Here is a 20,261-nt window from a genome sequence, read left to right as displayed (position 1 = left end):
ATAAAATAGTGAAATAGTAGTATTTTGTTATTTGTGTAGTTAAAAGATACAAAAAATAGGTATAGAAAAAGCTGGTTATGCATATTACGTTTAAAATAAAAATATGAGCTAAAATATACAATAGCAACAATTAGCAATAGAGAGGCAACAATTATAAAGAAAACCGTACAAATTTCTGATAGAGTTATAGCATATCATAAAGCTTCATAAAATGTGAAAGTTGTTAAGGAGGAAAGGTATGGTAAAGAAATTAGTTTCGGGGTTTTTGGCAACTGCACTTGTATTGGGTTCACTTTCCGGATGTGGGGTTTCGACGGATACTAATGGAGGGGCTGGATCATCGGGTGCTGCAGCAGAGACCACTTCCGGTGCTGTTACAGCAACAGGAAATGAAGAGCAGATCACCTGGATGTTCTGGGATGACTTAAATGCTACGGAAGATTTGGTCAGCAAAGGTTATAAGCAGGTAATAGACCGGTTTAACGAGGAGTATAAGGGGAAATATTACTGCAATGTAGTAACAACAAACCTGGAGGAATACACAGCAAAGCTGAATGCACTGGTTGCATCAGGCAATACTCCAGATGTATTTATCTGCAACCCGGGACCGAACTTAACTCAGTATGTGGAATCCGGTGCTGCAGCAGATTTAACAGATATTTTAAAGAACCAGGAATCCGAATGGTATGGTAATTTCACGGATGGTATTTTTGAACGTATTACATATGACGGTAAAATCATGGCGGTTCCCACAAACTTTGCAGCTGCCTGTGTATTCTACAATACAGACATTTTTAAGAAGGCAGGCGTTGAAGTTCCAAAAACCTATGACGAACTGCTGACAGCCTGTAAAAAGATCAAAGAAGCTGGTTATACACCAATATCCTGTTCTGCAGGTACAGCATGGTGCCTGTCCATGATAGCCGGATATTTATGTGACCGTGAAGGCGGTCCGGACAATCTGGTTGGTGTTAATGCAGGTACTCTTGACTGGACCAGCCCCACCTTCATTGATGCAGCAAATAAATTAAAAGAACTTTCCCAGTATTTCCAGGATACAGCAGCCGGAGATTCTAATGATCAGGCAACTGCAAACTTCTATAATGGAGATGCAGCCATGCTGGTACAGGGATCATGGGCGATTGCTCAGATTAATGGAAATAATCCGGAGTTTGAAGACAATTGCGGTGTATTTCAGTTCCCGGCAGTTGAGGGTGGTTCAGATCCAAACCGTATGATTGTTAAAACAGATAACCTGGTTATGAGTTCAACCACAAAACATAAAGAAGCTGCACTGGCTCTTATGAAGATGTTTACCGATGATACTGCTCAGAAATATACGGCAGAAGTAGCAGGAAAGATTCCGGTTACAAAGGTATCCATTGATTACGACAAGGCACCAAAGCAGTTTGCTTACATTAATGACATCTTAAAGAATGTAACCGGAACACTGGGATTTTATAATGAATCACTGGCAAGTGTAGAAGCGGGAGATACATTTGATGCTGCTATGGTGGATGTATTCCTTGGGAATGCCACACCGGAAGAAGCACTTCAGAAGGTACAGGAATTCTATACGAAAAATGTCTGGAAAAAATAATTGACAGGATGATGAGGGTATGCGGAGCATAAACGCCTTTGCATACCCTCATTATAGAAAGAGAGGCAGCCATATGAACAGGCTATTGGAGGATAAAAAAGCAGCTTTTATTTTTATTGGGCCGGCATTCCTTTTATTCACTCTGATTTTATTCGTTCCGATTATCCAGGTTATCTATTATTCCCTGTGTAACTATACGGGACTGACAAAACCGGATTTTGTCGGATTAAAAAACTACATAGATTTATTCACCAGTGATGAGACCATGAAGATCGCTTTAAAAAACTCCATATTTTTTATGCTTTTCTCTGGTGTGACCCAGCAGATTGTCGGTTTATTACTGGCGGTTTTATTGACCAATATTAAGGCAGGCAGAAACTTATTTAAAAATATATATTACCTTCCCTGTGTACTTTCATCAGCTGCACTTGGTCTATTATGGGCTTTTCTTTTCAATCCCAAAATAGGGATTAATAATCTTCTGGGTATAATTGGTATCCATGGACCGAACTGGCTGTTTGATACCAAGGGATTTATTCCGCTTCCCATGTGGGTCATTGGTTTTGTGGCATTGTGGCAGTATGTAGGGCAGAATATGATGCTTTATATGGCACAGATCAGCGGAATTTCAAGAGATATCTATGAAGCTTCCTATATTGACGGTGCTTCAAAAGGCCAGTCTTTCCGTTTCATAACGCTTCCATTAATTAAGCCTATGCTGATTACAACTCTTTCTTTGAACTGCATTGGTTCACTTAAGTTTTTTGATCTGATCTATAATATGACACAGGGCGGTCCGAATCACCGGACTGATGTGCTTGCGACCCACCTGTATACACAGGGATTTAAATATTATAAATATGGTTATGCCAGTTCGATTTCCATGGTACTTCTCTTTTTATGCCTGTTTACTACAATTCTCATCAGTAAATGCATAAAAGTAGAAACCTACGAGTCATAGAGGGAGGAAAACAATGAGATTAGAAAATAACCAGAAAAATAAAAAGCCTGTCACTGTGGCCAGTGTGGTTTTATACGTATTGCTGATTGCATTAGCTCTCATTTATTTACTTCCCCTGGTCTGGATGCTTAGTGTATCTTTGAAATCAAACAGGGAAGTATTGACTTCGCCCTTTACACCTCCAAGTGTTCTCCAGCTGGGAAACTATATTTTCGCATGGACGAACGGACAGCTGGGGGTTGCTACTTTAAATTCCGTGATTATCTGCTTCACCGCATTGGTTGTCAGTCTGCTGATTGGAGCTATGGCAGCGTTTGCTATTGCCAGAATGAGATTGAGATTTTTGAAATATATGATGCAGTATTTTTTGATTGGAATGATGATTCCGGTCCATTGCGTGTTGATCCCGCTTTTTGTACGCTTTTCCGGCTGGCATATGACAAATCAGAGAATTGGACTGATTATTCCGTATATTACATTTTCCCTTCCCATGACAATCTTTTTGATGGTGGGATTCTTTAAAAGCATGCCTAATGAGATATTTGAAGCGGCATGTATTGATGGGTGCTCGATCTATGGCTGTTTTGTCAGGATAGCACTGCCTCTCTCCAGAGTGGGGATGTTTGTTGCAGGTATTATGACATTTGTCGGTAACTGGAATGAGCTGTTGCTGGCTATGGTATTTATATCTGACACGGCGAAAAAGACCCTTCCTGTCACTCTGACTTACTTTGTAGGTCCCTATTCCACAAACTATGTACAGATGTTTGCGGCAATTATTATAGCAATAGCACCAACAATAGTCGTTTACAGTATATTCAGTAACCAGATAGTAGACGGACTGACGACGGGCGCAGTAAAGGGATAAGACATCATTTTCAGGAGGAAAGACAAGTGAATCGAAAAGAAGCGCGAAAAAGAGCGGAACAGTTAGTATCAAATATGACATTAGAGGAAAAGGCCAGCCAGCTGCGATATGACGCACCGCCGATACGCAGACTTAATATACCAGCTTATAACTGGTGGAATGAAGCGCTTCATGGTGTGGCAAGAGCCGGTACCGCTACCAGCTTTCCTCAGGCCATTGGTATGGCCGCGGCTTTTGATGAGGATCTGGTGCATGAGATTGCAGAGACTATCGCGGAAGAAGGCAGAGCCAAATACAATGCTTTTGCGAAACAAGATGACAGAGATATTTATAAAGGACTGACATTCTGGTCTCCCAACGTGAATATTTTCCGGGATCCCAGATGGGGAAGAGGTCAGGAGACTTACGGGGAAGATCCTTACTTAAGCAGCAGGCTTGGCGTTGCATTTATCAAAGGGCTGCAGGGAGATAAGGAGACTATGAAGGCGGCTGCCTGTGTGAAACATTTTGCGGTTCATTCCGGTCCGGAAGCGCTGCGCCATGAATTTAATGCGGAGGTTTCCAGGAAGGATTTAAGAGAGACCTACCTGCCTGCATTTGAGGCAGCAGTGAAGGAAGGAAAATCTGAAGCTGTTATGGGTGCCTATAACCGTACCAACGGAGAAGCCTGCTGTGCAAGCAAAACCTTAATGCAGGATATTTTAAGGGGTGAATGGGGCTTTGAAGGGCATTATGTTTCAGACTGCTGGGCAATCCGTGATTTTCATGAGCATCATTTAATCAGTCCTGATGCCAAAACTTCTGCAGCTATGGCAATCAATGCTGGCTGTGATTTGAATTGCGGAAATACCTATCTGCATATATTAAACGCATATGAACATGGAATGGTCAGTGAAGAGACGATTACAGAAGCCTGTACACGTCTGTTTACCACCAGATATTTGCTGGGACTGTTTGATGAAAACGAATTTGATTCCATTTCTTACGAGAAAGTGGAATGCAGAAAGCACCTGGAACTTTCCGAACGCGCTGCCAGAGAAAGTATGGTTTTGCTAAAAAATAGCGGCATACTTCCTTTGAATAAAGAAACAGTGAAGACAATAGGAGTCATTGGACCGAATGCAGACAGCAGAGCGGCTCTGATCGGCAACTACCACGGTACGTCTTCGGAATATATAACGATTCTCCAGGGGATTCAGGCATTTGCAAAAGATGACATCAGAGTTCTTTATTCAGATGGGTGTAATATAAGCAGCCCCAAAACTGAAAATCTGGCATTTGATCACGACCGTATTTCTGAAGCATTAATCGTAGCAAAACACAGTGATGTAGTTGTTTTGTGTATGGGTCTGAATGAATTCTTAGAGGGAGAAGAAGGAGATCAGGGAAACCAGTACGCTTCTGGTGATAAGGATTCCCTGCTGCTTCCTGAACCGCAGAGAAAGTTAATGGAGGCACTTGCGAAAACAGGTACGCCTGTTGTACTGTGCATGATGGCAGGCAGTGATATTGATTTAAGCTTTGCCAGTGAGCATTACGATGCCATTATTCAGGCATGGTATCCGGGTGCAAGAGGCGGAAAAGCATTTGCAGAGATCCTGTTTGGTCTTTATTCACCATCGGGGAAATTATGCGTAACCTTTTACGATCCAGAAAGTCCTCTGCCAGAGTTTACAGATTATTCCATGAAGAACAGAACCTACCGATACCTGGAGACTAAGCCCCAGTATCCTTTTGGATATGGTCTGACCTATGGGCAGGCAGCAGTGACTGAGGTTCAGTTTAATATGGAAGAAATGGAAATAGAGGCAGTGGCTGAAAACACTACCAGCATAGACATTGAGGAGGTTCTCCAGGTCTATGTCAAGGTTGTGGATTCAGAGTTTGCCCCTCTTCATCCCAGACTCTGCGGATTTAAGAGAGTATCGCTTGACAGTAACGGGAAAAAGCGTGTGAAAATCAAGCTGGATCAACGGACTCTTATGGTGGTGAATGACAACGGAGAATATATAAAAGACGGAAAGAACGTTGAGTTATACGTGGGCTTTAGCCAGCCGGATGAAACGAGTATACAGCTTATGGATCAAAAACCGGTAAAGTTAACGGCAGAAATATAATATATGCTATATAAAAAGACGGAATCGCATAATCATGCAGCTCCGTCTTTTTTTGATGGGAATCTGACTGTTTAAAAATTACCTTATCATTATGCCTTTTTATATTTCCCGCATGGGTTTCTGATATGTTAATCTATAGATAACCTAAGAAGAGGAGGGATTGATATGATTAAAATTCTTGCGATAACAGCATGTACTGCGGGGATCGCCCATACGTACATAGCCAGGGAAAAGCTGGAAAATGCTGCAAGGGAGACGGGGGATTTTATCAAAGTAGAAACACAAGGGTCCATTGGGGTGGAAAATGAGTTGAGACCGGATGAGATCCAGGAGGCCGATATCATTCTGATTGCAGCGGATATTCGGGTTAATAAGGACCGTTTTGTGGGGAAAGCGGTTGTTGAAATACCCATCAGCATGATTATGAAAAGCCCAAAAGGTGTGATCTCAAAAATTCACCAGAAATTGGGGAAATAACAGGCGGAGAAGGTATCGTATCAGAAGGGAGAAGAAATGGCAGGACAGAAATTTGATGTAAAAAAACACGTTATGACTGGAATCTCTTATATGATTCCGATTGTAGTATGCGGGGGCATATTGTGTGCTCTGGCAAAAGGATTCGGAGGTTATAACATTGGAAGTGCAGTGGAAGCAGGTGCAACACCGTTTTCCAATCTAAATCCCTTTACATGGTCAGGATTCTGGTGGGGAGTAAATAAGCTTGGCTCCGTAGCAATGGATTTTGCTGTTGCTGTAATGACGGCTGGAGTCGCCTATTCCATTGCAGGACGCCCGGGGATTGTACCTGGAATTGTAATTGGTTATTGTTCGGCGCAGTCAAAAGCCGGCTTTCTGGGTGGTCTGCTGATGGCTTTTATTATCGGGGGCTTTGTAAACTGGATGAAAACCTGGAAGATGCCCAAATGGTGTGAAGGTCTGATGCCTGTTATGATCATACCTGTGATATCTACATTTATATGCGGAATGATATTCTTATGCCTGTTCGCAATTCCATTATCAATTATCATGAACGTTTTTCAGAAATGGATTGTTTCTCTGAATGGAGGCGCTAAGGCTGTGATAGGAGGAGTAATCGGGGCCTGTATGGGATTTGATATGGGAGGTCCTGTTAATAAGACAGCATCAATGGCTGCCAATGCATTGGGCGCAGATGGTATTTATGGTCCAATGGCTGCCAAGATTATAGGAGGCATGACACCTCCCATCGGTATTTTTATTGCAACTCTCATAAAGAGAAACAAATTTTCAAAAGTAGAGCTGGAAACAGCAAAAACTGCTTTTCCCATGGGGCTGTGCTTTATTACGGAAGGGGTGCTTCCATTTGCTGCTGCAGACCCGGTAAGAGTAATTCCAAGCTGTATGATAGGTTCTGCGCTGGCTGGTGCGATTGCGGTGGGCATGGGCTGCGAATCAGTGGCTGGTCATGGCGGTATATTTGTTGTTCCAATGATGAAAAATCCTGTCTGGTTTTTAGTTGCACTGCTGGCTGGCTCTGTTGTGACAGGTATTATATATGGATTAATAAAGAAGCCTGGAACGGAAGATGGGGAAGAAAAAGAGACAGATATTGACATTGATCTGGATATTCAGATCCAGTAACGAATATTTATAAAGAAAGGACAGGTTGCGATGCTGGTATCAATGAAAGCAATTCTTGAAGATGCTAATAAACATTATTATGGCGTAATGGCCATGAACAGCATTAATATTGAAATGGCAAGAGCAGGCATTCTGGCTGCTGAGGAAGAACACTCTCCAATAATCATTCAATTTGGTCCGGGTCAGATGAAAAAACACGCCCATGCGGAAGAGATGATGCCTGTAATAAAGGAACTGGCTGAAAGGGTCTTCGTACCAGTGGCTTTAAATCTGGATCACGGCACGGATTTTTATGTAATAGCGGACTGCATTAACCGGGGCTTCACAAACGTTATGTTTGACGGATCGGCTCTTTCATTCCGGGAGAATATAAAAAGAACTTCCGTCGTTACTGCTCTGGCACATCAAAAAGGCTGCTCAGTAGAAGGGGAACTGGGGCATGTCGGTCAGGCTGTAAATTCTGATGATACTGATCGTGATTTATATACAAATCCGGACCTGGCGGTTGAGTTTGTTAAAAAAACCGGTATTGATGCTCTGGCTGTGGCTATAGGAACCGCACATGGAGCGTATCCCAAAGGGAAAATACCAAAACTGGACTTTGAAAGACTAGTTCAATTAAAGTCAGCGTTAAATATGCCTCTGGTACTTCATGGAGGCTCCGGGTCCGGAGAAGAGAATTTAAGAAAAGCAATAGCGGGGGGAATTAATAAGATTAATGTGTGTACAGATGCATTTGAGGCCGGAAAACAGGCAATGCTGGCAGTTCTCAAAGAGGACTCGTCACTGGACTATATGAACCTGTGTATGGCTGCAGAAGCTGGAATCAAGAGTTTTGTAAAGGACTATATGAAAATCATCGGATCTGCAGGCCGGTATTGCTATGGGGAAACGCTGGCGGCTGGTTATGAATAAAGATATATTAATCTGGAGCGGCAAACGCTGGAATATCGTCTGCCGCCTATGAAAAAACTGAGGTGATTATTTGAAAAAAGATAAGAACACATTATATTATAACCGGATATTAAAATGTCTTCTTTCAGGAAAGAAATTTACTCTGCTTCAGCTTGCAGAGAGTGCGGGATTATCTGAAAAGTCAATAAGAACCAAAATAAATCAGCTGAACGATTGGATGTCTGTCAATCAATTAGGCTGTATTAGAAAAAAGCAGGGAACCGGAATCTGGCTGGAATCCAGTACCGCTCAGAAAGAAATTTTAAAAGAACGAATGAGTACTTCCAGAGACGATGATTTCTGCGAAGAACTGGAAAACAGAAACAGACAGCTGGCTGGCAAACTGTTAAAGCTGAAGCCTGGTGAAATTATCACGATTTGTCAGTTGGCTGAAAGTCTTTATTTAAGTCCTCCAACGGTTGCCGGTATGTTAAAAAAGGTATCTCCATGGTTTGAAAAGAGAAATTTAAAAATTATCTCTGTGCGAAATAAAGGGATCTGCGTGGCGGGATATGAATACAATTACCGGGTTGCCATAAAGGATTATATTCTCTACATGATGCCGGATATCATGGAAGCACTCCTTGGCACATATGCGCCAGGTCTGGACATTTACAGGATCAGAAGGATGATTGTTGAGGCTGAAAATGCCTGGAGGGTGGAACTGGCGGATGTATCGTTTCATATGGTCTGGATTATGACCTGCCTTTCTCTTTCCAGAACCCATATGGGTGACCATGATATATTCGGAAGAGACAATGATGAAGAGGTGGAGCATTATAACGAATATTCTTTTGCAGAATCTATTTATCAAAGAATTGAGTCAGAATACAAAATTAAAATATCGCCTGCAGATGTTAAGCTTTTATCAATACTCCTTCTGTCTGCACGGAAGATTGAAGGATTTTCCTGTCTTGGAGAGGAGGATTATGCAGGCCAGTATGATAAGAATCTGAAAAGCTTTGTGAGGCTTGTGATAGAAACAATCGATTCTGTACTGGATGTAGACCTCACTTCTGACGGGATATTACATGAGAGCCTTCTGATTCATATGCGGTCAGTTATCTTTCGGCTTAAATATTCGACTATGACATCGGACAGCATTACCAAATATGTTAAAAATGGGTATAAACAGACATTTCTTGCGGCCTGGTCTACAAGCAATCTGTTTGAAGAATATTATGGAGTGCAGGTGACGGAAGAGGAACTGGCTGGAATCGCTCTCTATATTCAGGCTGCTTTGATTAGAAAGAAAAAGAACAGGCCTCTCCTGGCATTAATGGTCAGTAAACGGGGCCTCGCTTCCAGCCAGTTCATGATCGAACTGATGAAGTACAGTATTCCGGAAATATCGGAAATAAAAGCAGTCAGCTTTCATGATTTTTGCATTGAGTTCTATCCTGATATGGATTTGATTATCACATCTGTCGACTTAAAAGAAGAGGATCCCCGAATTGTCATGATTGAAGACAGGTTGTCAGAAGAAGCGGTTGAAGGGGTTAGACGAAAGGTAAGAGAAATCAGAAAAAATGTTACTCCATTCACATTCCGGTTTGATAATCTTTGCCATCAGCTGTTTGATGTGGATCTTATTTTCTTTCATCCGGACGCAGCAGATAAGGATGAACTTTTAAAACTGATGGTCAGCCGGCTGGAAGAAAAGGGTGATGTTACAGGAAATTATATGGATAGTGTATTCTTTCGGGAGAAAGCAACCACCACAAGTATTGGTCATGGAATTGCAATCCCTCATGGAAATATGATGGAAGTAAATGAATCCAGAATAGCAGTGGCTATTTTGGAACAGCCGGTTGACTGGTCCGGAGATTTGGTTGATGTCGTTTTTTTGCTGGCAGTGAAAATGACATCAAATTACGAGATACGAAGAACAAAGCAGTTCTATAAGGATTTTCTCTTGCTGACTGAGAGCAGTGAGAATATGGATACAATCAAATGCTTTGATTCTGCATTTTCAGTATATCAATATTTTATACGATAAAGGAGTAGTCTATGGCAGTGGAAAAAATTCTGGATCAGAGAATCATTGATCTGAATATGAAAGCGAAAAACAAAGAGGAAGTTTTAAGTTATCTGGCTGAGCTGCTTAAAAGAGCAGGGTATATTGATGATTTAAATGGTTACTTAGAGGATGTTTATCTGAGGGAACAGGAGGGGATAACAGGAATCGGCAATCATGTGGCAATTCCACATGGAAAATCAGATTTTGTAAAACAAGTGGGTATTGCCGTAGGAAAAACGGAGCAGATGATTGAATGGGAATCTTATGATGGAGAACCATCGAATTTATTTTTTTTGTTTGCAGTACCTAGTAACAGTGAAGGGGCGAAAGAACATCTGCGCCTGATATCAGAATTGGCTGGCAAGCTGGGGAACAGCGTTACTCTTGAAAAATTAAGAATGGCTAAAAATTATTCCGAATTGACAAAAGCGTTTTTATAAACAAATTTACCAAAAACTATTTACAATCGAATGTAAATATGGTAATGTTATACATGTAACCGGTTACACAAGGAGAGCTTGAAATGAACATACGAGATATAGCAAGAAAAGCGGGTGTTTCTTCCGCAACTGTTTCCAGAGTAATTAATGAATCTGGATATGTAAAAGAGGAAACAAAGCAAAAAGTATTATCGGCAATTGAGGAAGCAGATTATGTACCCAATGCGATAGCCAGAAGTCTCAGTATACGTGATTCCTCCAGCATTGGAGTGATTGTTCCGGATATTGCCAATGAGTTTTTTTCAGGCATTATAAGTGGAATTGGCGAAAGAGCCGCCAATAATCAGTACAATATCGTGTTATTTGACACAGGAGAACTGCCAGAAAGAGAACATCAATGCCTTATGGTGGCGGAAAGGCAGCGATTGTCCGGGCTTTTGATTACGCCGATCTCTGAGCTTGATGAAGTGACCAGGGATAAGCTGATACAATTTGAAAATAAAGGAATTCCCGTTGTATTGGTCGATCGTAATATAAGAAACTCCAGTCTGGACGGCGTTTTCGCAGAAAACCATGATGCTGCATATAAGGGCGTGGAAGCCTTGATCCAGAACGGGCATAAAAAGATTGCAGTGATAACAGGTCCTAACACTTCTATGCCAGGAAAGGACCGCCTGAATGGATACAAGTCAGCTCTCAGGGATCATGGGATTAGGCTGAGAGAGGATTATATTTTATCTGGTGATTTTAAGATCATGAAAGCTTATGAACGGACGAAAGAATTACTGGAGCTTGATGATCCGCCGACTGCTATTTTTGCTTCCAACAATCAGACCAGTCTGGGTGTGTTAAAATATTTAACGGAGCATAAGCTGAAAATAGGCAGAGACATTTCTATGGTAGGATTTGATCAGATTGAATCTCTTAAAATCATAGATTATAGTCTTTCGACCATCGACAGAGATGCAAGAAACCAGGGATATCAGGCGATGGAAATGCTGATTGGCAAGCTGACCCGCAAGGAAAGCAAAAGCTCAGGACGCAAGGTTTTTGTTCCCTATCAGATCGTGCTTCGCGGTTCAGAAAAGATAAAATAGACTGCAGAATGGCAGTTTATTTTTACCCCAATATGTAACCGGTTACATATTATAAAATTAATAATGGAGGATGGATATGAACATAGCAAACATGATTGACCATACAATGCTGAAGGCAGATGCCGGAGCTGAAACAATCAGAAAATATTGTCAGGAGGCTAAAAAATATGGCTTTGCATCTGTTTGTGTAAACACTGCTCAGGTACCACTGGCAGCTGAGGAGCTTAAAGGTACCGGTGTATTAGTCTGTTGTGTGGTGGGCTTCCCTCTGGGAGCAATGCTGACATCTGCAAAGGCTTTTGAAGCGGCGGAGGCAGTAAGAGCAGGAGCGGATGAAGTGGATATGGTAATAAACATCGGAGCCCTGAAAGATAAAAATTATGATCTGGTACGCGAAGATATTAAAGCTGTTGTTGATGCCTGTCACGGCAGAACCGTAAAAGTGATTCTTGAAAACTGCCTTTTAACAAAAGATGAAATAGTAAAGGGCTGTGAACTTTCCATGGAAGCAGGAGCACATTTTGTCAAAACATCCACAGGTTTTAGTACAGGGGGTGCAACGACTGAGGATGTGGCACTAATGAAAAAAACGGTAGGAGACGGAATGAAAGTGAAGGCAAGCGGTGGAATTCGGACACCGGAGGATGCCATGGCCTTGATTGAAGCAGGAGCGGACCGGATTGGTGCCGGTAATGGAGCTATTCTGCTGTAGAGAGAAGAGGAGAAACTTATGGGTAGGAAAATAACGGTATTTGGAAGTTTTGTCGTAGATTTAATGGGAAGATGTCCACATCTGCCTGTGCCGGGGGAAACGGTGAAGGGAAGCTTATTTAAGATGGGACCTGGGGGAAAGGGATTTAATCAGGCGGTTGCTGCCCATAAGGCGGGGGCAGACGTAACCATGGTAACGAAAGTTGGCAATGACACCTTTGCAGATGTTGCCATTGAAACGATGACAAAGCTGGGGATGGATACAAATCGGGTCTTTAGAAGTGAACAGGCAGAGACAGGTACTGCACTTATTATGGTTGATGAGAATACCAGTCAGAATGAAATTGCTGTGATCCCGGGAGCATGTAATACAATTACTGAGGAGGAGGTGGAATCAATTTCTGATCTGCTGGACCAGTCGGACTATCTGCTGATCCAGCTGGAAACAAATCTTTCTTCCGTTGAGAAAGCGGTAGAGATGGCATTTGAAAAGGGGGTTAAAATTATATTAAATACGGCACCTGTACAGCCTGTTGGTGACAGTATTTTAAAATGTGTGGAACTGATTACGCCCAATGAGGTGGAAGCTGGAATCCTGACTGGCATAACGGTAGACGGAGAAGAAGGTGCAGGAAAAGCGGCGGATTATTTCTTGAAAAAAGGAGTCAGGAATGTAATCATAACATTGGGAAGCAAAGGAGTTTATATAGCATCGGATAAAAAAAAGGGAATCCTTCCTGCCTATCAGGTTGAGGCTGTGGATACGACTGGAGCAGGTGATGCATTTAACGGCGGTCTTATCACAGCTCTGGCAGAAGGAAAAGATTTATGGGAAGCAGCAGAATTTGCCAATGCCCTTGCAGCTATTTCTGTACAGAGAATAGGAACAACACCGGCAATGCCACAACGGTCCGAAATTGATGCATTTATGAAATCACATGGGAAGGAGGAAGTGCCATGCTAAAAACTGGTATTTTTCACCCGCAGTTATCAAAAGTTATGGCAGAAATCCGGCATATGGATATGCTTGTAATTGCAGACGCCGGACTTCCGGTTCCAAAAGGAGTAGAACGTGTGGATCTGGGCTGGAAACAGGGAAGTCCGTCCTACTTAGAGGTACTTGAAGAGATTGAAAAGTATATGGTAACGGAGAGGGCTGTTTTTGCACAGGAAGCACTGGAGGTAAGCAGAGATTTGCATAATAAAGCTCTGGCTCTTTTGCCAGAGGGGATTCCTGTGGAATATATTCCTCACAGTGAACTGAAAAAAATGACAGAAGGAGCAAAAGCAATTATTCTCACAGGTGAGTTTACAGGTTATACCAATGTGATTCTGATCTCAGGATGTGCCTATTGAGATCAGGCAAGGGGAAGGGGAAATAAAATGGGAGGAAGGTTAGTTTTAAAACTGGAATCGATCGTTAAGACTTTTCCTGGCGTAAAAGCTCTTGATGGAGTGCATCTGGACGTATATGAGGGTGAGGTTCATGCTTTGTGCGGGGAAAACGGAGCAGGAAAATCCACTTTAATGAAAATTATTGCAGGCGCTCAGCCTTATACATCCGGAGCTATGTATTTAAATGGGGAAAAGGTGGTATTTCATTCAGCCAGGGATGCACAAAAGTCAGGAATCGCTATGATCTATCAGGAATTTAATATGGTTCCCGAATTATCAGTTGCTGAAAATATGTATCTTGGACGGCTTCCTGTAAATAGCTTGAGGAAGGTGGATTGGGACAAGCTATATAAAGAGGCGCAGGATAATTTAAATCATTTAGGCTTGAAATTCAGTTCAAAGACCAGGGTAAAAGATCTTTCTGTTGCTGAAGCACAGATGACAGAAATTGCCAAATGTCTCACCATAGGTGCCAGGATTATTATTATGGATGAACCAACTGCAGCACTGGCAGAGGAAGAGATTAAGATACTGTTTCAGATTATTGAAGAACTCAAAAAGAAGGGGTTTGCAATTATTTATATCTCACACCGTATGGATGAGATCTTTAGGATTTCAGATCGTCTGACTGTGTTCCGGGATGGAAAATTTGTGGCAGCGAAAGAGATTGGTGAAACAGACTATGATGATGTAGTATCCATGATGGTGGGCAGAAGTGTTTCTAATTTATATCCTGCCCGGGATTATAAGCAACAGGAAATAGTCCTTGAAGCTAAAAATATTAAAGACCGGAAGGTACATAATGTAAGTCTGCAGCTTCATAGAGGAGAGATTCTTGGCATAACCGGTCTTTTGGGCGCAGGAACCACAGAATTATCTAAAATTTTATACGGTGCAATACCAATGGAAAGCGGAGAACTCTGGATACACGGGGAGAGAAAAGACTGTTCTGCACCTATAAAAGCGCTAAAAAACGGAATTGGATTTGTGTCTGATGACCGGAAACAGGAGGGACTGGTATTAATAAGAAGTATTCGGGAAAACATTTCCATGTCGTCCCTGAAAAAACTGACAAAAGGAATTCATTTAAATACCAGATTAGAGACGGAGCGTGTAAATCATCAGGTACAGGCATTGAATATCCGAATCAGTTCTACGAAACAGCTGGCTGGAAAACTAAGCGGCGGCAATCAGCAGAAGATTGTTTTTGCAAAGGTACTGGAAGCAGATTCTGACATTCTTATTCTCAATGAACCTACAAGAGGAGTGGATGTGGGAGCCAAAGCAGAAATATATTCCATTATGGACCAGTTGACGAAAAATGGAAAAAGTATTCTTATGGTATCCACAGATTTACCGGAGCTTATTGGAATCAGTGACCGTGTTATAGTGATGCGGGAAGGGCGTATGGTATTGGAGATTTCAGGAGACGACATGAATCAGGAATTAATTTTAGCACATGCATCGGGAGGGGTGAAGGAAAATGAATCAGAAAGCTAAAAAACAATTGATTAACCAGATCAATATTTACCGGTCAGTTTTAATATTACTTATCATCTGCCTGTTTGCAGCATTTTTATCAAAAAGTTTCTTAAATATTTCAAATCTGTTTAATGTGTTTAAGCAGGTTACTGTCGCAGGTATCATCGGCTGTGGAATGACATTCGTAATTCTTACCGGAGGAATAGACTTATCCGTTGGTTCTATTCTGGGACTCTCCGGTGTGGTGGCGTCAGGCGTTCTGGCTTCTACCGGAAATATGTTACTGGCGGTATTAACAGCTGCTACGATAGGTACTGTCTGCGGCGCATTCAACGGTTTTTTTATATCTCAATGTGGAATCCCTCCGTTTATAGCGACTTTGGGATCAATGACTTTGCTGCGGGGGTGTGTTTTGATCTACACGAAGGGGTCTCCGATTCCGGTAAAATCTGATGCTTATAAATTTATTGGAAAGGGCTCTGTTTTAGGAGTACCGGTTCCTGTAATTATTCTTATACTCCTTTTTCTGGCAGCACATTACATATTGACTCAGACCCGGTTTGGAAGGAGCATTTATGCCCTTGGGGGAAATCGTGAGGCAGCCCGGCTGTCAGGGATATCAGTAAAAAGGACAGAATGGACCGCTTATATTATGAATGGATTTTTAAGCGGGATTGCGGCTGTTGTATTGACTGCAAGGCTGGGATCTGCTCAGTCCACCAGCGGACAGGGAATTGAGATGGATGCGATTGCAGCGGTTATCCTTGGAGGAACCAGCTTAAGCGGAGGGACGGGGTTTGTTCTTCCAACCGTAGTGGGTGCCATGATTATGGGAATTATTGATAATATTCTCACACTGATGAATGTCAATCCTCACGCGACCAGTATCGTGAAAGGCGCTGTTGTACTGATTGCCGTGCTGGTGGACAAGAAGGTCAAGGATTTATCCGCGAAAGCGGAATAAATAGATACTATTTAATGTATTTGAGAAGGGAAGGAAACAATTATGATGAAAAAAAGAATTGCAGCAACAATGGTGGCAGGTTTGATGGTGTTTTCTCTTGCGGGATGCAGCACAAAAGCAGCGTCAGAGACCCCAGGGGAGACCACTCAGACAGAATCCGCTGTTAAGAAAGCAGAGGAAACCACAGCAAAAACAGATGCAGGAACAAAGAAAAAATATGTAATTGGTCTGGCAATGAATACCCAGACAAATCCGTTTTTTGTTGATGTTAAGGACGGGGTGCAAAAGGCAGCCGATGAGCTGGGAGTGGAATTATATATTACAGATGCCCAGGATGATCCGGCTGTTCAGATGAAGGACGTAGAAAACCTGATAACGAAAAAACCTGACTGTATTATTATTGATACCTGTGATTCAGATGCCATTGTTTCCTCTATTGAGGACTGTAATAAGGCCGGAATTCCGGTTCTTACCATGGACCGGGAAGCCAGCGGAGGAGATGTGGTCTCACATATAGGATATGATGCAATCAAATCCGGAAAACTGGCCGGGCAGTATCTGGCGGATACTCTGGGAGGAAAAGGAAATATAGTAGAACTACAGGGAATTATGGGAACCAATGTAGCCCAGAACCGTTCCAAGGGATTTAATGAAATTATAAGCCAGCACCCGGATATGAAAATAGTAGCATGCCAGGTGGCGGATTTTGACCGTGCAAAGGGTATGAGTGTAATGGAGAATATTTTACAGGCTAATGATCATATTGATGGCTTATATGCTGCCAATGATGAAATGCTTCTGGGGGCATTAGAAGCCATCGAAGCTGCAGGACGACTTGATGAAATCACAATGATTGGCTGTGACGCCATTGATGACACCATTGAAGCAATTAAAGCAGGAAAGGTAGAAGCAACCATAGCAGAGCCTCCGTTTTTCCTTGGAAAGGCAATATTGAAAACCGCTTATGATTATCTGGATGGTAAGAATGTTGAAAAATATGTTATTCTGGACAATGAACTTGTTACCTCTGAAAATGTAAATGGATTAGTTACAAAAGAATAAACGGTACATATGCAGGCGGCTGCCAGATTCCTTATAAAACGGTTTCTGGCAGCCGTTTTCATGTGGCAAAACAGGACAGAAGATAAAAACAGTTTGAAAAGAACCGTGACAAGTTCCTGATATCATGGTAAAATACGTCTGTGCCTCATGGTAAAGTATGGCAGAATAATAAACAGGCAAAGGGTGAAAGATTATGGAGACCGATATGACGAGAGGCAATCCGCTTCCCATCATTTTAAAATTTACAATTCCGCTTTTAATCGGAAATATTTTTCAGCAGTTTTACAATATGGTGGATACAATTATAGTAGGCCGTTTTGTGGGACCGAATGCATTGGCTGCAGTTGGATCGACCGGAACCATTATGTTCCTGGTTATTGGATTCTCTCAGGGTATGTCAACCGGATTTACAGTTCTGACCAGTCAGAGGTTCGGGGCAGGTGACGAAAACGGAACAAAGAGATCTGTGGCAAATGGCATTCTATTGTCCTTGTTTGTAATAGGGATTATGACAGTATCCAGTCTGTCTTTTATGAGAATTCTATTAAGGCTTATGAATACTCCTTCTGATATTATGGGAGATGCATACACTTATATCTCTATTATCTGTATGGGAATTATAGCAAACGTATTCTATAACATGTTTTCATCGTTTCTCCGCGCCGTTGGTAACAGCCGCATACCACTTATGTTTCTGGTATTTTCCGCATGTTTAAATATTATACTGGATTTGATCTTTGTAATTATTTTTAAAATGGGAGTGGCAGGTGCAGCCTGGGCGACCAACGTGTCTCAGGGAGTTTCAGCGCTATTGTGTATCATTTATATCACCAGAAAAATGCCTGTTTTAACTCCCGAAAGGCATCACTGGAAGCTGCATCAGTACGATACAAGAATCCAGCTTTCTGTTGGAATACCCATGGCTCTGCAGTTTGGTATCACTGCGTCAGGTACTATGATTATGCAGTCTGCAGTAAATCTTTTTGGCTCTGTAGCAGTCGCATCAAACACGGCAGCCAATAAGTTTCAGAGTATGGTTATTCAGGGTATGATTGCTATGGGCCAAACCATGGCTACTTATGCAGGTCAAAACTATGGAAAGGGAGATATCGGAAGGATCAAACGAGGTGTCCGTCTTGCTTTGACAACTGAATTAGTCTATGCGGTTGTTTCCACGATCGTCGTAGTCCTGGGACTCCCGTTTGCTCTGAGGCTGTTTTTCTCCGGCAATGTCGATCTGGCAGAAATTCTTCCATGGGCGAAAACCTACAGCTATCTGTGTGCTGCTTTTTACATTCCTCTTGGGACCATTTTTATATTCCGCAATACCATGCAGGGGTGCGGATATGGATTTCTTCCTATGATGGGAGGGGTCGTGGAACTGGCAGCCAGATTAATTACGGCAACGCTGGCCATAAAGCTGTTAAGCTTTCCTCTTGCATGCGCCTGTGATCCTGCAGCCTGGTTAAGTGCAGCTATATTCACGGGAGTGTCTTATATTTATGTCATAAAAAAGGTGGAAAATCAGCAGGTTGCCTAGGACGATTTTTTCTGTTTTAAATTTCTTAATTTATTATTGATTTATAGATTAATATTTAGTATATTATGTAATAGATTATCTTTAGGAAACACTTGAAAGGGGAATCATGATGATAAAAGTAGCTGTGGATGCCATGGGCGGTGACTATGCACCAGTACAGACGGTAGCAGGTGCCGTGGAGGCGGTAAACGCGAATAAAGAGATCCGGGTTCTCTTAGTAGGGCAGGAACAGATGATATCTGAAGAACTTGCAAAATACACATTTAATAAGGATCAGATACAGATTGTGAATGCGACAGAGGTAATCGAGACGGAAGAACCTCCGGTTAACGCAATACGTAAGAAGAAAGATTCTTCCATCGTTGTGGGAATGAATCTGGTAAAACAAAAAGAGGCGGATGCATTTGTATCGGCCGGTAGCTCAGGCGCCATACTGGTTGGCGGACAGGTGATAGTCGGACGGATCAAGGGTGTTGAAAGACCACCGCTTGCACCGCTTATTCCTACAGAAAAAGGTGTTTCCCTGCTGATTGACTGCGGTGCGAATGTAGATGCCAGACCCTCTCATCTGGTACAGTTTGCCAGAATGGGCTCTCTTTACATGGAGCATGTTGTTGGCATTAAAAATCCTACAGTAGCCATTGTCAATATCGGCGCAGAGGAAGAAAAGGGAAATGCGTTAGTAAAAGAAACATTTCCGCTGTTAAAGGATTGTAAGGATATTCATTTTACCGGAAGTATTGAGGCCAGAGAGATTCCGCATGGCGGTGCAGATGTCATAGTGTGTGAGGCATTTGTAGGCAATGTAATCCTGAAGCTGTATGAAGGAGTGGGCGCGACCTTGATTAACAAGGTAAAGAGTGGTATGATGGGTAATTTAAGGAGCAAAATCGGTGCACTGCTAGTGAAGCCTGCTTTAAAAGAAACTTTAAAATCATTTGATTCATCCCTGTATGGCGGAGCTCCGCTTCTGGGACTGAATGGTCTGGTAGTAAAGACTCATGGGAATTCAAAAGCGGCAGAAATTAAAAATTCCATACTTCAATGCGTAACCTTCAAAGAACAGGGAATTAATGATAAGATAAGAGAAAGTCTTAAAATGAAAGAGGAAAATCAAGAATAGGAGAGAGGAAGGAAAACAAATGGAATTTGAGAAATTACAGGTAATTATTGCAGAGGTATTAAATATTGAGCCGGAGGAAGTTATCATGAACGCCACATTTGTGGATGATCTTGGTGCTGACTCCCTTGATGTGTTCCAGATTGTTATGGGTATTGAGGAGGAATTTGATATTGAGATTCCAACTGAAGTGGCAGAAAATATCGTGAGTGTCAGTGACGCAGTAGAACAGATCAAGAATGCATTAAATTAATAGATGTGGGTGCTGCTAAGGCCATATGGTCTGACCGCAGCACCTTCTTTCATAGTA

The 20,261-nt window shown here is 42.1% G+C and carries 19 protein-coding genes; all 19 read left to right on the top strand.

Annotated features, from left to right (window positions below; translation table 11 throughout):
- Positions 1-238: 238 nt before the first annotated feature.
- A complete protein-coding gene (locus tag RZO55_RS14230) occupies positions 239-1,600 on the top strand; it encodes an ABC transporter substrate-binding protein (protein WP_318064933.1) in 1,362 nt (453 codons plus the stop codon).
- Between the two features lie 73 nt (positions 1,601-1,673).
- Positions 1,674-2,561: a carbohydrate ABC transporter permease gene (locus RZO55_RS14225; protein ID WP_318064932.1), complete on the top strand. Its 888-nt coding sequence runs from the start codon at positions 1,674-1,676 to the stop codon at positions 2,559-2,561.
- Positions 2,562-2,574: 13 nt separating this feature from the next.
- Entirely contained in the window at positions 2,575-3,429 is an 855-nt protein-coding gene (locus RZO55_RS14220; protein ID WP_318064931.1) for a carbohydrate ABC transporter permease, read from the top strand.
- Positions 3,430-3,503: 74 nt separating this feature from the next.
- A complete protein-coding gene (locus RZO55_RS14215) occupies positions 3,504-5,546 on the top strand; it encodes a glycoside hydrolase family 3 C-terminal domain-containing protein (protein ID WP_336624306.1) in 2,043 nt (680 codons plus the stop codon).
- A gap of 165 nt (positions 5,547-5,711) precedes the next feature.
- Positions 5,712-6,023, top strand: coding sequence for a PTS fructose transporter subunit IIB (locus RZO55_RS14210; protein ID WP_336624304.1), 312 nt, complete (start codon positions 5,712-5,714; stop codon positions 6,021-6,023).
- A gap of 36 nt (positions 6,024-6,059) precedes the next feature.
- A complete protein-coding gene (locus tag RZO55_RS14205; RefSeq protein WP_318064929.1) occupies positions 6,060-7,166 on the top strand; it encodes a PTS fructose transporter subunit IIC in 1,107 nt (368 codons plus the stop codon).
- 42 nt (positions 7,167-7,208) lie between these two features.
- Entirely contained in the window at positions 7,209-8,081 is an 873-nt protein-coding gene (locus RZO55_RS14200; RefSeq protein ID WP_336624303.1) for a class II fructose-bisphosphate aldolase, read from the top strand.
- 70 nt (positions 8,082-8,151) lie between these two features.
- On the top strand, positions 8,152-10,119 hold the full coding sequence (locus RZO55_RS14195) for a BglG family transcription antiterminator (protein WP_318064927.1): 1,968 nt from the start codon (positions 8,152-8,154) through the stop codon (positions 10,117-10,119).
- Between the two features lie 11 nt (positions 10,120-10,130).
- Entirely contained in the window at positions 10,131-10,580 is a 450-nt protein-coding gene (locus tag RZO55_RS14190) for a PTS sugar transporter subunit IIA (protein ID WP_318064926.1), read from the top strand.
- Between the two features lie 83 nt (positions 10,581-10,663).
- On the top strand, positions 10,664-11,677 hold the full coding sequence (locus RZO55_RS14185) for a LacI family DNA-binding transcriptional regulator (protein WP_318064925.1): 1,014 nt from the start codon (positions 10,664-10,666) through the stop codon (positions 11,675-11,677).
- Between the two features lie 76 nt (positions 11,678-11,753).
- The gene (deoC, locus tag RZO55_RS14180) at positions 11,754-12,389 is read left to right on the top strand and encodes a deoxyribose-phosphate aldolase (protein WP_318064924.1); all 636 of its coding nucleotides are present in this window, start codon (positions 11,754-11,756) and stop codon (positions 12,387-12,389) included.
- Positions 12,390-12,407: 18 nt separating this feature from the next.
- On the top strand, positions 12,408-13,352 hold the full coding sequence (gene rbsK / locus RZO55_RS14175) for a ribokinase (RefSeq protein WP_318064923.1): 945 nt from the start codon (positions 12,408-12,410) through the stop codon (positions 13,350-13,352).
- Positions 13,346-13,744, top strand: a complete 399-nt coding sequence (gene rbsD / locus RZO55_RS14170; protein ID WP_318064922.1) for a D-ribose pyranase — start codon at positions 13,346-13,348, stop codon at positions 13,742-13,744. The genes rbsK and rbsD overlap by 7 nt, the downstream gene beginning before the upstream one ends.
- 27 nt (positions 13,745-13,771) lie before the next feature.
- Positions 13,772-15,283, top strand: coding sequence for a sugar ABC transporter ATP-binding protein (locus RZO55_RS14165; RefSeq protein WP_318064921.1), 1,512 nt, complete (start codon positions 13,772-13,774; stop codon positions 15,281-15,283).
- Positions 15,267-16,229 carry an ABC transporter permease gene (locus RZO55_RS14160; protein WP_318064920.1) on the top strand — a complete coding sequence of 321 codons (963 nt, stop codon included), beginning with the start codon at positions 15,267-15,269 and terminating at the stop codon, positions 16,227-16,229. Before RZO55_RS14165 ends, RZO55_RS14160 begins: the two co-directional genes overlap by 17 nt.
- Positions 16,230-16,271: 42 nt before the next feature.
- Positions 16,272-17,291 (top strand): substrate-binding domain-containing protein, encoded by a 1,020-nt coding sequence (locus RZO55_RS14155; protein WP_336624302.1) that lies wholly within the window; start codon positions 16,272-16,274, stop codon positions 17,289-17,291.
- A 193-nt stretch (positions 17,292-17,484) separates the two neighbouring features.
- Positions 17,485-18,831, top strand: a complete 1,347-nt coding sequence (locus tag RZO55_RS14150) for an MATE family efflux transporter (RefSeq protein WP_318064919.1) — start codon at positions 17,485-17,487, stop codon at positions 18,829-18,831.
- A 109-nt stretch (positions 18,832-18,940) separates the two neighbouring features.
- Entirely contained in the window at positions 18,941-19,954 is a 1,014-nt protein-coding gene (plsX, locus tag RZO55_RS14145) for a phosphate acyltransferase PlsX (protein ID WP_318064995.1), read from the top strand.
- A gap of 19 nt (positions 19,955-19,973) precedes the next feature.
- Entirely contained in the window at positions 19,974-20,204 is a 231-nt protein-coding gene (acpP, locus tag RZO55_RS14140; protein WP_318064918.1) for an acyl carrier protein, read from the top strand.
- Positions 20,205-20,261: the final 57 nt, after the last annotated feature.

Source organism: Clostridium boliviensis (assembly GCF_033342255.1).
Classification (GTDB): Bacteria; Bacillota; Clostridia; order Lachnospirales; family Lachnospiraceae; genus Lacrimispora; species Lacrimispora boliviensis.
This window is presented reverse-complemented; position numbering and strand designations above follow the sequence as displayed.